At 39.4% G+C, this 16047-nt stretch carries 13 protein-coding genes and 1 tRNA gene; 8 read left to right on the top strand and 6 right to left on the bottom strand.

What is annotated here, in order from left to right; all coding sequences use genetic code 11:
- Window positions 1–11 precede the first annotated feature (11 nt).
- Window positions 12–725 (bottom strand): pirin family protein, encoded by a 714-nt coding sequence (locus tag CKK33_RS04280; protein WP_095702922.1) that lies wholly within the window; start codon window positions 723–725, stop codon window positions 12–14.
- 92 nt (window positions 726–817) lie between these two features.
- On the opposite strand from CKK33_RS04280, the gene CKK33_RS04275 reads away from it, so the two are divergent.
- The 4 genes from CKK33_RS04275 (at window position 818) to CKK33_RS04255 (ending at window position 7238) form a co-directional block, all read left to right on the top strand.
- Window positions 818–1474, top strand: a complete 657-nt coding sequence (locus tag CKK33_RS04275) for an NAD(P)H-binding protein (RefSeq protein WP_095702921.1) — start codon at window positions 818–820, stop codon at window positions 1472–1474.
- Window positions 1471–3339 carry an ABC-F family ATP-binding cassette domain-containing protein gene (locus CKK33_RS04270; protein WP_095702920.1) on the top strand — a complete coding sequence of 623 codons (1869 nt, stop codon included), beginning with the start codon at window positions 1471–1473 and terminating at the stop codon, window positions 3337–3339. Before CKK33_RS04275 ends, CKK33_RS04270 begins: the two co-directional genes overlap by 4 nt.
- A gap of 280 nt (window positions 3340–3619) precedes the next feature.
- Window positions 3620–5482 (top strand): tRNA uridine-5-carboxymethylaminomethyl(34) synthesis enzyme MnmG, encoded by a 1863-nt coding sequence (mnmG, locus tag CKK33_RS04260; protein WP_095702919.1) that lies wholly within the window; start codon window positions 3620–3622, stop codon window positions 5480–5482.
- A gap of 115 nt (window positions 5483–5597) precedes the next feature.
- Entirely contained in the window at window positions 5598–7238 is a 1641-nt protein-coding gene (locus CKK33_RS04255) for an Ig-like domain-containing domain (RefSeq protein WP_095702918.1), read from the top strand.
- On the opposite strand, the gene CKK33_RS04250 is transcribed toward CKK33_RS04255, so the two are convergent.
- Window positions 7228–7740 (bottom strand): gamma carbonic anhydrase family protein, encoded by a 513-nt coding sequence (locus CKK33_RS04250; protein ID WP_095702917.1) that lies wholly within the window; start codon window positions 7738–7740, stop codon window positions 7228–7230. The two genes, CKK33_RS04255 and CKK33_RS04250, sit on opposite strands and share 11 nt — an antisense overlap.
- A gap of 83 nt (window positions 7741–7823) precedes the next feature.
- On the opposite strand from CKK33_RS04250, the gene CKK33_RS04245 reads away from it, so the two are divergent.
- A tRNA-Gly gene (locus tag CKK33_RS04245) sits at window positions 7824–7896 on the top strand.
- Here the strand turns inward: CKK33_RS04245 and CKK33_RS04240 are convergent.
- Both CKK33_RS04240 and nadB read right to left on the bottom strand, forming a co-directional pair.
- Window positions 7896–8126: a hypothetical protein gene (locus CKK33_RS04240; RefSeq protein WP_095702916.1), complete on the bottom strand. Its 231-nt coding sequence runs from the start codon at window positions 8124–8126 to the stop codon at window positions 7896–7898. The genes CKK33_RS04245 and CKK33_RS04240 overlap by 1 nt on opposite strands.
- 12 nt (window positions 8127–8138) lie before the next feature.
- Window positions 8139–9731 (bottom strand): L-aspartate oxidase, encoded by a 1593-nt coding sequence (gene nadB / locus CKK33_RS04235; protein ID WP_095702915.1) that lies wholly within the window; start codon window positions 9729–9731, stop codon window positions 8139–8141.
- A 407-nt stretch (window positions 9732–10138) separates the two neighbouring features.
- Between nadB and nadA the strand changes: the two genes are divergently transcribed.
- The gene (nadA, locus tag CKK33_RS04230; RefSeq protein ID WP_095702914.1) at window positions 10139–11131 is read left to right on the top strand and encodes a quinolinate synthase NadA; all 993 of its coding nucleotides are present in this window, start codon (window positions 10139–10141) and stop codon (window positions 11129–11131) included.
- 65 nt (window positions 11132–11196) lie between these two features.
- Here nadA and CKK33_RS04225 read toward each other — a convergent pair whose 3' ends face one another.
- A complete protein-coding gene (locus CKK33_RS04225) occupies window positions 11197–12630 on the bottom strand; it encodes a DNA/RNA non-specific endonuclease (RefSeq protein ID WP_095702913.1) in 1434 nt (477 codons plus the stop codon).
- A gap of 188 nt (window positions 12631–12818) precedes the next feature.
- On the opposite strand from CKK33_RS04225, the gene thiL reads away from it, so the two are divergent.
- The gene (thiL, locus tag CKK33_RS04220) at window positions 12819–13862 is read left to right on the top strand and encodes a thiamine-phosphate kinase (RefSeq protein WP_095702912.1); all 1044 of its coding nucleotides are present in this window, start codon (window positions 12819–12821) and stop codon (window positions 13860–13862) included.
- Between the two features lie 16 nt (window positions 13863–13878).
- Here thiL and CKK33_RS04215 read toward each other — a convergent pair whose 3' ends face one another.
- Window positions 13879–15240, bottom strand: a complete 1362-nt coding sequence (locus tag CKK33_RS04215; protein WP_095702911.1) for a DNA recombination protein RmuC — start codon at window positions 15238–15240, stop codon at window positions 13879–13881.
- Between the two features lie 182 nt (window positions 15241–15422).
- Between CKK33_RS04215 and CKK33_RS04210 the strand changes: the two genes are divergently transcribed.
- The gene (locus CKK33_RS04210; RefSeq protein ID WP_095702910.1) at window positions 15423–15848 is read left to right on the top strand and encodes a DUF2147 domain-containing protein; all 426 of its coding nucleotides are present in this window, start codon (window positions 15423–15425) and stop codon (window positions 15846–15848) included.
- The last annotated feature ends 199 nt before the right edge of the window (window positions 15849–16047 follow it).

Here is a 16047-nt window from a genome sequence, read left to right as displayed (position 1 = left end):
TATTTTGGTTATTAATAGTTCATCGGTACTTCTATAATAAGTATCTGGCTGTCTGAATTGGTTGTTATCTCAAAGGAGTCTGTATCATAAACCCCTAATGCGTCCCTTTTGTTTAACAGGTTACCAGCTATTGTAACACTTCCATCAAGGATAAATACATAAGCGCCATTTCCTTTTGTATGGATATTATAAAGTACACTAATGCCTGCGTCAAAATAGCCCTGTGAAAAGGTAGTATCCTGGTTAAGCCAAAGTGTATCTTCACTTTTTACAGGCGATATCAGCCGTGTAAAAGCATTATTTTTCAGTTTATCGGAAAAGTGTTTCTGATCGTACCGCGGAGCAATGTTTGGAACCTTGGGAAATATCCATATCTGTAACGATTCTGTATCTTCTTCTGACGAAGGGTTATACTCAGAATGGAATACCCCCGTTCCGGCAGACATTACCTGAACGTCGCCCGCTCTGATAATTCCTTTATTGCCCATGCTATCCTGGTGTTCTAAGGCGCCTTTTAATACAATCGTGGTAATTTCCATATTGTCATGCGGGTGGCGACCGAACCCATTGCCTCGCGCAATAAAGTCGTCGTTAAGCACGCGCAATGCGCCAAAGTGTACCCTTTCAGGATTATAGTACGGACCAAAACTAAAGGAGAAATTTGCCTTTAGCCAACCTATATCGTTATAGCCTCTTTCGTTAGCCGGATGATAAATCGTTTTCATAATAAATCTGATGTAAATAAATATATGTTTAAACACACAATAGCCATTCCACAATTTAATTATGTGTAATTTTGCCTGTTAAAGTAACCGTTATGGCATACAAGGCAATAATTGCAGGGGCAAGCGGCCTTATTGGCAGTAATTTACTGACTATATTGCTACAACAACAGCAATATAGCGAAGTGGTAGTTCTGGTACGTAAAGCGCTACCCATAAGGCATCCCAAATTGGTGCAATTAATTATCAATTTTGACGACTTGGATAAGTATGCCAACGCCATTAATGGCCATGCGTTATTCAGTTGTTTGGGCACAACTCGATCGCAAACACCCGATACTGATGAATATCGAAAGATAGATCATGATTATCCCGTTAAGCTTGCACAACTGGCAAAGAATGGAGGTGTAAAACACTTTCATTTTATTAGCGCTATCGGTGCCGACAGGTCATCGGCTAATAGTTACCTCAAACTTAAGGGAGAAGTAGAGCACGATATAGAAATGATAGGAATCCCGGTTCTACATATTTACCGCCCCGCTATACTGAACGGCGAACGTAATACCTCCCGACCGGCAGAGAAAATATTTAACTTCATATTCGATATCGTTAATCCGCTTTTAATCGGTGGCTTAAAGAAATATCAAAGCATTAAAGCACCAGTACTTGCCTGGGCTATGTACAAAAAGTCGTTAGATGATACTGAAGGTACATTTATACATACAACAGATAAAATTAAACAGATAAAGTGAGCACGTTTATATCGGCAGAAAATTTAGGTCATTCTTTTCATGATAACTGGTTATTTAAAAATATAACCGTAGGCATTAACCGTGGTCGCAGGGTTGCACTTGTTGGCGTTAACGGCGCAGGGAAGAGCACCTTATTAAAAATACTTTCAGGATCGCTTAAGCCAACAGAGGGTAAAGTAGCACAGGCCAAAGAGCTTAATGTGGGTTACCTTGAGCAGGACCCTGATTTTAAAGGAGCTCTTACCATCAGCGACTATATATTTCATGCTGATAATAAACAGCAACAGGCTATCCGTAAATATGAGGAGTTGTTAGAAAATGATCCTGATAATATGGACGCACTCAACAAAGTGATGGAGGAATTGACCGAAATAGATGCCTGGGAATATGAATACAAGATCAAAACTATTTTAGGACGACTTGATATACATCACCTAAACCAGCATATCAATACGCTGTCGGGTGGTCAGAAAAAGCGCTTGGCTTTAGCTAAATTGTTGATAGAGGATCCCGAACTGTACGTTTTAGATGAGCCTACCAACCACCTTGATATTGATACCATTGAGTGGCTGGAAAAACTACTTACCGAGGGTAACAAAACCATTTTAATGGTTACCCACGACAGGTATTTCCTGGATAACGTTTGTAACGAGATCTTGGAGATTGATAAAGGTAAGATTATCCCCTATGCCGGCAACTACGCCTATTACCTTGAAAAGAAAGCAGAGCGCGAAGCAGCAGATGAAGCATCTTTCCAAAAGAACAGCAATCTATTGCGGAAAGAATTGGAGTGGATGCGTCGCCAGCCAAAAGCAAGGGGCACTAAATCCAAATCAAGAATTGATGCTTATTACGATTTAGAGGCCAAAACCAAAAATGGCGGCCCTAAACAAAATGTTGAGCTCAGCGTAAAAACAGCACGCCAGGGTAATAAGATCATGGAGCTGCATAACGTTACAAAAGCGTTCGGCGAAAATACTTTTGTAAACGATTTTAGCTACACCTTTAAAAAGGGAGATAGGATTGGTTTAGCCGGTAAAAATGGAAGTGGTAAATCCACCCTACTTAATTTGATAACCGGCAACTTAACACCAGACAATGGGAAGATTGATACTGGCGAAACCACGGTTATGGGTTACTTTAACCAGGCGGGTTTAGTATTTAAAGATGACGATCGTGTAATAGATATTGTGAAGAATGTAGCCGAGTTTATTACCATGGCTGATGGGAAAACGATTTCTGCTTCGGCGTTACTTACTTTGTTCCTCTTCCCTCCTGCCAAACAATATGGCATGGTGGCCAAATTAAGCGGTGGCGAAAAAAAACGCCTCCACCTGATGAAGATATTGATGAAGAACCCCAACTTCCTGATACTGGATGAGCCAACTAATGATTTGGATATTGATACTTTAAATGTATTGGAAGAGTTCTTGATCACATACCCAGGCATTCTGATGCTGGTATCTCACGACAGGTACTTATTAGATAAAATGGCCGATCAGCTTTTTATTATGGAACCTGGCGGCCATGTAAGGGTCTTTAATGGCAACTATTCTTCTTATCGTACCGAATTGGAAGAAAGCAAGCAGCAGGCAAAAAAACCTGTGCCTGTGGAGGTACCAGCAGCTCCAACACAGACCAAAAAGAGCAAGCTATCTTTCAAAGAAGAAAAGGAATTGGAGAGCTTAGAAAAAGAAATAGCTGAACTTGAAAATAAAATACAGGTGGGGAATGATTCGTTAAACACAACGAATATAGACCAGCAAACGTTAAATAATACAACTGCTCTATTAAGTAAATTAACTGATCAATTGGAGGAAAAAACGATGCGATGGATGGAACTTTCAGAACTTAAAGAAGCATGAAGAACTCGGATATCATTGCATCTATAGGTGTTATCATATTACTTATAGCTTTCGTTCTAAACCTATTTAAGGTGATCAATTCTCAAAGCAGACTTTATTCTGCTTTAAATTTTATCGGAGCGGCCATATGTGGCTACTCCTCCTATTTAATAGAATTTTATCCTTTTGTTGTATTAGAGAGCATTTGGGCGGCTTTTGGGTTATATTCATTTTTCAGTGTTCCACGTGGAACATCTAATTAGGAATTTTTCAATGTTCCACGTGGAACATTCATATTATCATGTTTAAAAAGTATAATGTTATAGTTGTAGGTGCGGGCCATGCAGGGTGTGAAGCAGCTGCAGCGGCTGCGAACTTAGGTTCTTCTGTGTTATTAATCACCATGAATATGGGTACCATAGCACAGATGAGTTGCAACCCTGCTATGGGTGGCGTAGCTAAAGGGCAGATAGTGCGTGAGGTTGATGCTTTAGGTGGCTATTCGGGTATTATAACGGATAAAACGTCTATCCAATTTAGGATGCTCAACCAGTCTAAAGGCCCTGCCATGTGGAGTCCCCGTGCACAAAGCGACCGTATGAGATTTGCTGAGGAATGGCGATTAGCGTTAGAGCGTACGCCAAACGTTGATATGTGGCAGGATACTGTTACATCACTTTTGGTAAAAAATAACACTGTCGCTGGCGTTAAAACGTCTATAGGTTTAGAGATAGAAGCTGACGCCGTAGTACTCACTAACGGCACATTTTTGAATGGCATTATACATATCGGTGAAAAGAAATTTGGTGGCGGCCGTACAGGAGAAAAATCGGCAACGGGTTTAACCGAACAACTGGTAACATTAGGTTTCGAAGCAGGCAGAATGAAGACGGGCACCCCACCGCGAGTAGATGGCCGTAGCTTAAACTACTCACTGATGGAAGAACAATGGGGAGATGAAGTTCGTGGCAAATTTTCTTACACTGATGTCAAAGGTATAGAAGAACAACGTTGCTGCTGGATAACCTATACAAACAGCAACGTACATGAAACATTGAAAGAAGGTTTTGAGAAATCTCCTATGTTTACTGGCCGTATTAAAGGCTTAGGCCCGAGGTATTGCCCATCAATTGAAGATAAGATCAATCGCTTTGCAGAACGCGACAGGCACCAGATATTTGTAGAACCAGAAGGCTTAAATACGGTTGAAATTTATGTAAATGGCTTCTCAACTTCGTTACCCGAAGATGTTCAGTATCGTGCATTAACGCAAATCCCAGGCTTTGAAAATGCCAAAATGTTTAGGCCTGGTTATGCCATAGAGTACGATTTCTTCCCTCCTACGCAGCTGACATTAACGCTTGAAACAAAACACATAAGCAACCTATACTTCGCCGGACAGATCAACGGAACCACCGGTTATGAAGAAGCGGCGTCACAAGGTTTTATTGCAGGTATTAATGCGCACCAAAAGATCAATGATAAACATGAACTGATTCTTAAAAGATCAGAGTCATACATAGGTGTATTAATTGATGATTTGGTTACTAAAGGAACAGAAGAACCTTACCGCATGTTTACATCGCGGGCGGAACACCGCTTATTACTACGCCAGGACAATGCAGATATCAGGTTAAGCCCAATTGGCCACGAACTCGGTTTAATAAGTGATGAGCGTATTGCCAAAGTGAATGCTAAGGTGAAAAATTCTGATGAGATAGTTGCCTTTGCTAAAGCCAAAAGCATTGAACCATCAAAGGTAAACGCAATTTTAGAAAAGAATGGGACTTCAGCTATCAACCAAAACACAAAGCTTTTCAATTTATTAAGCAGGCCACAGGTAGGCTTTAATGAACTAAACTCGGTAGATAGTTCACTACAAGAGCTGTTAGCCAAATATGATAAAGAAACAGTTGAGCAAGCTGAAATAAAAATCAAATATGAGAGTTACTTTATCAAAGAAATGGAAATAGTTGACAAGATGAAGAAAATGGAAGATCGTGAGATCAATCCAAATTTTGATTACAGTCAATTAGGTTCATTGTCAAAAGAAGCTCGAGAAAAATTAGCAAGAATAAAACCACGCACACTGGGCCAGGCATCTCGAATTTCGGGTGTTTCACCATCAGATGTATCCGTTTTAATGGTGCATGTGTCAAGATAAAGCATAAAATACTGTAAATCAATAATTTATAAAATATCAATTTTAAGCCATTATTTTCAATTTTTAATATTGGCAATCATTGAAACAGAAAAATCGTTTATAGGGCTTAAAATATATGTTAAATCGAAAATCTGCCTTTTTTGCTAAAAATGTCACCTTAATTTTGGTGATCTTATTTGCTTTTGGCTGCGCCGCTATTCAAAGACCCCAGGGAGGGCCTCGTGACCTTACTCCTCCGAAACTTTTGAAAGCAACTCCGTCAAACATGACCAGGAATTTTAACGCGAAAGAGATACGCCTGGAATTTGATGAATTTTTCAAATTGACTAATCAATACCAGGAAATAACTATAAGCCCGGCCCAGGAAAAACAACCGGAGTATAGCATCAGCGGAAAAGCGCTGCAAATAAAATTTAAAGACTCACTTCAGAAAAACACCACGTACGTTATCAATTTCGGTAAAGCCATACAGGATGTAAACGAGAGCAACGTACTTAAAAATTTTACCTATGTTTTTTCAACCGGCGAACATATTGATTCGTTGAGCATGTCAGGATCTGTGATTAACAGCACTACGCAGGAAAAAGAGAAAGATGCTACAGTAATGATATTCCCTATTAAGCAGGACTCGCTCCTGTTTGGTAAAAAAAAGCCTACCATTTTTACTACTACCGATTCATCTGGTAATTTTTCATTGAATAACCTGCATGAGGGAACCTATCGCATATATGCTTTAAAAGAGCAAAGCGCCAATAAGATATTTGATAATGATAAAGAATTGATTGCCTTCTCAAAAAAACCTATCATATTAACCAAGGACACATCTAATATCAGGCTTGCCTTATTTCAACAGATACCGGATAAATTTAAAGTAGAGAAAAAATTTGGTGCAGATGGCGTATTAGAATTGATATTTAATAAACCTCTGCCTAACCCTGTATTAAAAATATTATATCCGCCTAATATAAACGACCAAAAAATAGTTGAATTAAGCAAGACCCGCGATACCGCTACCGTATTCATGCGCAATATGGAATGGGATTCATTAAGTGTTGCTGTATTGGATAACAACAAACCTGTAGATACGCTATACCAACGAAAGGGAAAAAAGGAATCATTTGTACGTAATCTGGGCTTTAAATATAACCTGAGCAGGGATAACCGTTTAAAGCCTGGTGCCGATCTCCGTATAACTGCTAATTTACCTATCGCTACTTTTGAATCGGGCCTAATTGTCCTTAAAGAAGATTCTACAACTTTACAGAACTACACCATTACCAAAGATACTACCTCAACAAGAACCGTAGTACTTAAATACCGGTTCAGGCCGGGAAGGAAGTACCAGTTAATTATAGAACAGGATGCGTTTACAGATATCTACGGAGATAAAAATAAACGCAACGGTACAAATTTTGAAGCGGATAAACCAGAAAACTACAGTCAGCTAACGCTAAAAGTCACGGTGCCTGAACCTGGTAAAAGTTACATTGTTGAATTACTGGATAACCAAAAGAATAGACTGCGCAGTGATGTAGTAACCGGCAATACTTCTATCGTATACAAAAACTATCTTACAGGTAAGTATCGCATAAGGGTTATTTATGATGCCAACAAAAACGGACGCTGGGATAGCGGGAATGTAAAACAACGACTGCAGCCCGAAAATATTTGGCTATATGATAAGGAATTAACATTACGTCCTAACTGGGAGTCAGAAGAACAGCTAACAATCCCTAAAGAGCAAATTACTCCTTAAACCAACCGGAGTACATAATATAGTTATTTGGTAAACGATCTAATAAAGCCCTTTGCTCATCAGTAAGAGGCTTTATTTTTTTTGCAGGAGAACCTGCATACAAATAACCTGATTCGCATACTGTGCGCTCTAACACCACAGATCCCGCGCCGATGATAACATATTCTTCTACCACAGCATCGTCCATTACAATGGCGCCCATGCCTATCAGAACGTTGTCTTTAAGCGTACAACCGTGTACAATAGCGTTATGGCCAATAGATACATTATTACCAATATTGGTAGGCGACTTTAGGTAAGTAGCATGTATGCAGGCATTATCCTGGATATTGGTATTATTCCCTATTTTGATGTAATGCACATCACCACGAATTACTGCGTTGAACCATACAGAACAATTATCACCCATCTCCACGTCGCCAACAATGGTAGCATTAGGGGCAATAAAAGCATCTTTACCAATAACAGGTGATTTATCTTTAACAGGCAGGATTACGGGCATAGCTTTTTTGAGGCAAAAGGTGAAAGTATAAAGGTAAAAGCTTTTAAAACTTATCTTAAATTTTTTTATGTTTGGTGAAATAAGCGAAAATAGCTCAGCTGGTAGAGCATCAGTTTCCCAAACTGAAGGTCGCGGGTTCGAACCCCGTTTTTCGCTCAATTAATCTCTATAAAGTCCCAGGGAATTTCTTCTTTGAATATTTTTATATAATACTCCATATCGGCGAGGCCAATTTCTTTATCCCATAAAGTTATTACCCTGCTTTTATTAGTATCATCTCTAAAAATTTCTAATATCAGTTTATGATCCTTATAAACCTCAATTCCGATACCATCCCTCGTACACACATCACTTGCAATCTCAATTCTATTAGGATTTTTTTCCATCAATCGAATATTCTAAAATACCGTGTCCTCCAGAACTTCCTGATGCTGTGGGTAATCGGTGGTGTAATGTAAACCCCTGCTCTCTTTACGCAACATGGCCGATTTAACAACAATGTAAGACACTTGTATCAAATTACGGAGCTCACAAAGTTTCACAGATAGTTTTGTACGCTTATAAAATTCTTCAGTTTCTTCATACAACAATCGTAAACGGCGCATGGCACGTTCTAATCTAAAATCAGAACGAACGATCCCTACATAATCGTTCATCAGTTTCTGCATCTCACGGATGTTATGCGTTACCAGGATGTCTTCATTCAAAAGCTGCACGCCTTTTTCATCCCAATCGGGTATGTTATCAGGCACCACAATGTTAGAGAAATCTACAATGGCATCCTTATATATACGATGTGCAAAAACCAGCGCCTCCAACAACGAATTTGAAGCCAGTCGATTAGCGCCATGCAAGCCGGTAGAAGAACATTCACCGCATGCATATAACCTGTTAATAGATGAACGGCCGCTATGGTCCACCATAATACCGCCGCACATGTAGTGGCAGGCAGGCGCAACCGGTATCATGTCGCGGGTCATATCTATACCCATATCCAAACACTTGGCATAAATGTTAGGGAAATGTTGCAGGATATCTTGTTTGCTTTTGTGCCGTACATCCAGGTAAACGTAATCCTCACCTGATTTTTTTATCTCGGCGTCAATCGCTCTCGCAACAATATCCCTTGGTGCCAATGACTTACGGGGATCATATTCCTGCATAAATTCTTCACCATTAGTACGTTTTAATATGCCACCGAAACCACGTACCGCTTCTGATATCAGGAATGATGGATACTCACCCGGATTATATAACGCTGTAGGATGGAATTGTATAAACTCCATATTCCTTACCTTACCTTTTGCACGGTACACCATAGCCACGCCATCACCGGTGGCAATAATAGGATTTGTAGTTACAGAGTAAATATGCCCGGCACCACCCGATGCTATTACAGTTATCTTAGAAAGTATTTTTTCAACATGGTTGGTTTCTGTATTGAAGGCATAAATGCCATAGCACTTAATATCTGCAGTAGACTTATCCACAAATTCACCTAAATGGTGCTGCGTTATCAGATCTACCGCGAAGTAATGGGTTAATATCTCAATATTTGGTTCAGCATGTATTTGTTCTAATAATGCACGCTCTATTTCAAAACCTGTAATATCCTTGTAATGAAGTACACGAAACTCCGAGTGCCCACCCTCTTTTGCAAGATCATAAATACCGTCGTTGGTCTTATCAAAGTTGGTTCCGTAATCGATTATCTCGTTAATCCTTTCCGGCCCTTCAGTAACAACGGCCTTAACAACTTCAGGGTCGCAGAGCCCATCGCCGGCAATTAAGGTGTCATTTATATGTTTTTCAAACGAATCTTCCTTTTTATCCACAACTACTGCCACGCCGCCCTGGGCATACTTAGTGTTGCTTTCGTCCTCATTAGCTTTTGTAACTATCAGAACCTTACCATGCTTTGCAGCTTTTAGTGCAAAACTCAATCCGGCTATTCCCGATCCTACAACAAGGAAATCAACATTTCTGGTCATGTTTTGTATATGTATTGTGTAAAATTAGGTTTTATGTTAATAAGCGGGGTAAAAGGTGTTAAATTTGTGTAGGAAAAAAATCAGAAAAAAGCATAGTTGTTAATAAACCCGGTTTTGGAACTTTTTACCAGATTTTTTAAGCAATTTATAAGACAGTTTCACAACGAAATCAACATTTTTACACATCAACAATTATTAACAAATAAGTATTTAAAGTAAAAGTTGTTTGTCATATAGTTTTAAAAATCAAGTAAATGAAAAATACAAAAGCGTTTAAAATTGTTAATAACAATGGAAAAACAACTTTTTAGCTAATTCGTATCTCAACTTTTTAACATAACTAACACCTTAACAAACAATAGTTTTATTTTAATATAAAAAGAAGCTATTATTAATTGATTTGTGGAATGGATATCTTCGAAGAAATAAAAGTGAAAGGATTTGCCGACGAATACATTGACCCGTCGCTTGATCTTTTCGCCGAAATAGATAGGCTCAAAAAAGAAAAAAATGCAGTTATACTGGCCCATTATTACCAGGAAGGAGATATACAGGATATTGCCGATTATATTGGCGATAGTTTGGGCCTTTCGCAACAGGCTGCTAAAACAAATGCCGACATTATTGTTTTTGCCGGCGTACATTTCATGGCCGAAACAGCCAAAATATTATCTCCCAACAAGAAAGTTCTGCTACCGGATCTGAAAGCAGGGTGCTCCCTGGCTGATAGCTGCCCGCCGCATTTGTTCAAAAAGTTTAAGGAACAATACCCTGATCACCTGGTGATCACCTACGTAAACTGTACTGCGGAACTGAAAGCGCTAAGCGATATTGTTTGTACATCAAGCAACGCAGTACAAATTGTAGAGAGCTTGCCTAAAGATCAGAAGATCATCTTTGGGCCTGACAGGAACCTTGGTGCCTGGGTAGCTAAAAAAACAGGCCGAGACCTTGTACTGTGGAATGGTGCCTGCATGGTACATGAGATATTCAGTCGTGAAAAGATCACCAGGCTTAAAGAACGCCATCCTAACGCTAAAATACTTGCTCACCCCGAGTGCGAGGAAGTAATACTACAAATGGCGGATTATATAGGTTCTACCACCGGTATTCTTAAGTATGCTACCAATAGCTCTGAAATGGAGTTTATTGTAGCCACAGAATCCGGAATTATGCACCAGATGGAAAAGGATAATCCGGATAAAACTTTTATCCCCGCTCCTCCTAACAATCAGTGTGCTTGTAACGATTGCCCACACATGAAACGTAATACGCTTGAGAAACTTTACCTGTGCCTTAAAAATGAAATGCCCGAGGTTGAAGTTCCTGCGCATATCATTAAAGACGCGGTTAAACCTATTGAACGTATGCTGGAGATATCAGCTAAATTGGGATTATAAAAATTTATACAATTAAAAAATCCTTCATTATCAATATGAAGGGATTTTTTATTGGGTTGATTTGATTACAGATTATCCTTTCTGGTTTCAATAACATCCTGTATGTTTTGTGGTAAACTTGAAAATAAGTTATAGCCGGTTGCTTTTTCAATATCGCGTACGGTAACACGGTATTGTTTCCAATCGCTGTTAATGGTATTGATATTTGGTGTGTTTACCGCTATAACCCTCGTATCTGTGCTTACGCGGTTAATATCGTTATTACCGGTAGGTATAATAACGGCAACTTTCCAAACATTGCTGGGCACAGTAACATGGTCGTTGTTTATTTTATTAAAGGTTCCGTTTGAGCCGGTACCGCCCATTCCATAACTGCCCATTACAATATAAACCTCGTTACCTGCAACCACTTGTTCGCGCAGGTAATTTTCCATATTAGCCCAGGTTTGCTGATTATTTTGGGGCGCCTGCGGAATCATATTGGTCATTAAGAAAGTTGCCGAATTGGCGTTTGCTGAACTTGTACGATCTGCAGACGGACAGTTATGTCCCCTGTCAAAACCAGAACCTGAATAGCTGTTACTCTCCACATGATAAAAAGCAGCAGGTAAGCCGGCAAAGCCAGCAAAGTTATTAAGTCTTGAGCTTGCGTTGGTAATGTTGGTAGCGTCCAAGTGCCAGCTTACCCAGTTAGGTGTACCCCTATCGCTGCTGTATGATTCTACATAATAGCTTTGGTCTATAAGGTAGTTATTAGCCATTACAACGGCAGGCTGGGCATTTGAAGGGTTACCCATTAATAAGTTACTGTTATCACCGTTAACGGGTTGTGCATCAGCACCTGCGGTAATGCCTCTTTCTGGTGCCGCGGTACCTGTACCGGTATTTCCACCGTTATCATCACTGCCGGTATCTGGCGGGCCTACTGTTAAACCGGCATCACCTGTACCTTTAAAGGTAATATCATCAATATTAATACGCGTAGTACCTGTTTTTTGTATACGGAATCTAACCGGTTTGTTAACAGTTATCTTAAATGAATCGGTAACAAATGTTGTACTGGTTTCTGTAATATCGCTACCTAATTGTGTGTAGGTGGTACCACCATCAACAGACATCATCAGTTGCCAGGTAGAATTAGCATCTGTACCATATTTGGCGTGTTTAATACTGATCTGCTGCAGGTTGGAAATATCAAATTTCATCGTGATATCTCCTGTTCTTAACCTAACTGATTTATTTCCGTTTTTAACATCAGCTGCCAGGTTGCCTAAAAGGGCATCGTTGAAATTCCATAAGCCGGTTGTTAGTTGTACATCTGCAGCCGCATAAGCGGTTTTAGATCCGGTTTCAAAATCTTCAACTATGGTATATGGCTTGGCAACGGGAGTTTGGTTACCACCATTGTCGGTATTTTGTACCTGTACAGGATCTTTTCTACAACCGGCAACTACCAATACAACAGACAAATAAACGAGGAGTAATTTTCTAAACTTCATATAAATATATTTTCTGCGTAAAAATACTCGGTTGTTATTAATCTATTGTTAATTAACTTTATGTAAGATAAAATTTACGTAATTTCATTCGAAACGCATTTGTGAAGCATCTTTCGTATTTTTGAACACTGGCTATTACAGCATCTATCAGATGTTGATTTTTAAAAGCGTCAGTAGTTCGGAACATTATGTTTGAAAACGGAGAGAAAACTAACCTGGAAGCATTAGGAGAGTTTGGCTTGATCAGCCATCTTACAAAAAATATAAAATTGGTTCAAAAAAGTACAGTGAAGGGCGTTGGCGACGATGCCGCTGTGCTGGATTATCAAAATAAAAGGGCGCTGGTATCTACTGATCTGTTGCTGGAAGGTATTCATTTTGATTTGGCCTATACTCCTTTAAAGCATTTAGGCTACAAAGCAGTGCAGGTTAACCTAAGTGATATTTATGCTATGAACGGTATAGCTACTCAAATAACTGTATCTATCGGCATGAGCAGCAAATTTCCTTTGGAGGCTATAGAGGAGCTATACGAAGGTATATACCTGGCTTGTGGCCATTATAACGTGGATATTGTTGGGGGCGATACTTCAGCCTCGAAGCAGGGCCTGGTGATCAGTATTACTTCTTTGGGATATGCTGATGAAAAAGAGGTGGTTTATCGTAACACAGCCGAAGAAGGCGACCTGATATGTGTTTCAGGCGATTTGGGTGGCGCCTATGTGGGTTTGCAACTTCTGGAGCGGGAGAAACTGGTCTATCTCGAGAATCCGAACATACAGCCCGACCTTGAAGGCAAGGATTATATTGTTGAAAGGCAGCTTAAACCCGAGGCACGTAAGGATATTATTGACCTTTTACAAGAAATAGGTGTTAAACCTACCGCCATGATAGATGTATCTGATGGTTTGGCATCGGAAATATTACACATTTGTAAGCAGAGCAATAAAGGTTGTAAGTTATATGAGGAAAAAATACCTATTGATCCAATGACCTACGAAACTGCCCGTGAATTTGGCCTTGATCCTACTGTTTGTGCTTTAAGTGGCGGCGAAGATTATGAACTACTGTTTACCGTTAAACAGGCCGATTATGATAAGATAAAGCATAAGATGGATATATCTATCATTGGCTATGTTACTGAGCCTAATGAAGGATGCTCGCTCATCACCAAATCAGGCAATGTGCATGAACTGAAAGCACAGGGATGGAACGCATTTAAAGCTGAATAAAATTTTATAGTTCTAATTATTCATCGCCAATATATTTATTGTCTATCTGCTTATTAGCTTTAGCGCCTAATTTCTTAATTTTTTCGGCGGTGATGGTGAGGTTACCTGCGCCATCAGTTAGTTTGTTAAAGGCATTGGCATATGCGGTTTGTGTTTGGCTAATGTTTTTGCCAATGCTTTCCATATCATTTACAAAGCCCACAAATTTATCATACATGGTACCGCTAAGGCGGGCTATTTCCAATACATTACGGTTTTGCCGCTCCTGTTTCCAAATGCTGGCTATGGTACGCAAAGTGGCCAGCAAAGTGCTCGGGCTGACAATTACCACCCGTTTTTCCCATGCATCGCTAAATAGCTCGGCATCCAGCTGCACCGCGAAGCTGAAAGAGGATTCTATCGGAACAAACAGTAATACAAAATCCGGCGAGTTAACCTGGTGTAGGTCATGATAATTTTTTGATGCCAGATTGTGTACATGCCCGCGTACGGATTCGATATGTCCTTTTGAATAAAGCTTACGTTCTTCTTCCGTTTCAGCGTTTACCAGGCGCTCGTAAGCAATGAGCGATACCTTCGCATCAATAATTAAATGTTTGTTATCCGGAAGGTCAATAATTACATCAGGTTGTAAACGTGTGCCATCCATTTGATTTAAACCGGCCTGTATGCGGTATTCACGGTCACGTACTAAACCGCTCCTTTCCAGTACTTTTTCTAATATCACCTCGCCCCAGTTACCCTGTTTTTTATTATCGCCTTTTAATGCCCTGGTTAAGTTTGATGCTTCGGCGCTGATGGTTTGGTTCAATTCCATGAGTTGCGTAATTACCCCTTTCAGGGTATTCCGCTCGGCAGCTTCCATGTTGTAAACCTTATCCACCTTTTCCTCAAATTGCTTTATATTTTCTTTAAGTGGCTTAATAATTGCATCAATATTTAGCCTGTTGATGTCTGTGAACTCACGCGATTTTTCCTTTAGTAATTTCTCGGCTATATTTTCAAATTCGAGTTGGAAATGTCTCCGGGTATTTTCCATTTCCTCTTTCTGCTCAGCAATTTTTTCCTGCTGTGCTTTATAATACGAGCGTGCGGATTCTAAATTTTGATTAGCCTGCGCTAATTGAGAACGTTCATAGGAAAGTTCATCAAGCAATCGAATTTGCTCATCTTTAAAATACCGGCTGATATTTTCATTTTCGCTGATTAGATGACTTACCTTTTCGTCTGACCTGGCAAGTGATATTTTTAGGTCTTGATTTTCAGACCGAAGGTTACCTAATTCGTTTAATGAAGCCTGATTACCGGATTTTTTAAATAAGAAAGCTAAAATTATACCGGTTAGTAACCCACATATACCAAATAAAGCCTCATTCATGATTTGACAAAAATTTTAGTAAAAACGAAGGTAATTAAATAATATTTGCTAAAAAAGTAAGTGTTGGTAAGGCTTGTATAGCTTAAGCATTTTTTGATGAACTTATTTACAACCAGGCGCTTTAAGGTAGTTCAAAACCATTTAAAGCTTAAAGGCTTGCTATTGTAATAATATTATACCCCATGAAGAAAAGTCTTTTAATCCTCCTCATAGCACTTTCCTATATACCGATCTATGGGCAGGATGTTCAATTAAATAATGGCCCCGCTGCCGATAGCATTTTAGGTACCTGGCAAACTGCCGACCAAAAAGCCCGGATAACCATAACCCGAAAGGACAGCTTGTATTACGGAAAATTAAGCAACGCTACCTTAAGTATTGATAAGAAGATAAACTTGCGTTTGCCTACAAGATTTTTAGGTATATATATTCTTCAGGATTTTAAATACTCTGGTGGCAACCGCTGGGATGGGATGATATTTGACCCTAAAAGTAAAAAAACGTATAAATGCTACCTGAAACTCAAGGATGATGGTACCATGAAGGTAAGAGGCTATAAGGGAATACTCCTGTTCGGAAAATCACAATATTGGACGCGGGTGCGGTGATAGAGTAGGTACTACTAAAACGCATATCAGGCATAAAAAAAGGCAAACAACTTGCAGCTATTCAGGTGTATGAGGAATAATGGTATTCGTTGAAGATTTTCATCCTAAAACTACTTGCAATGCAAAGCTTTTTATAGCCAGATCAATGAATAATTAAGGTCATCTCGAATTCTAATAAAGCCATTAATAGCTTTTTTAT

This window comes from Mucilaginibacter sp. MD40 (assembly GCF_002288635.1).
Taxonomy (GTDB): domain Bacteria; phylum Bacteroidota; class Bacteroidia; order Sphingobacteriales; family Sphingobacteriaceae; genus Mucilaginibacter.
Note: the sequence above shows the minus strand (reverse complement) of the source record. Positions and strands in the feature narration are given on the sequence as shown.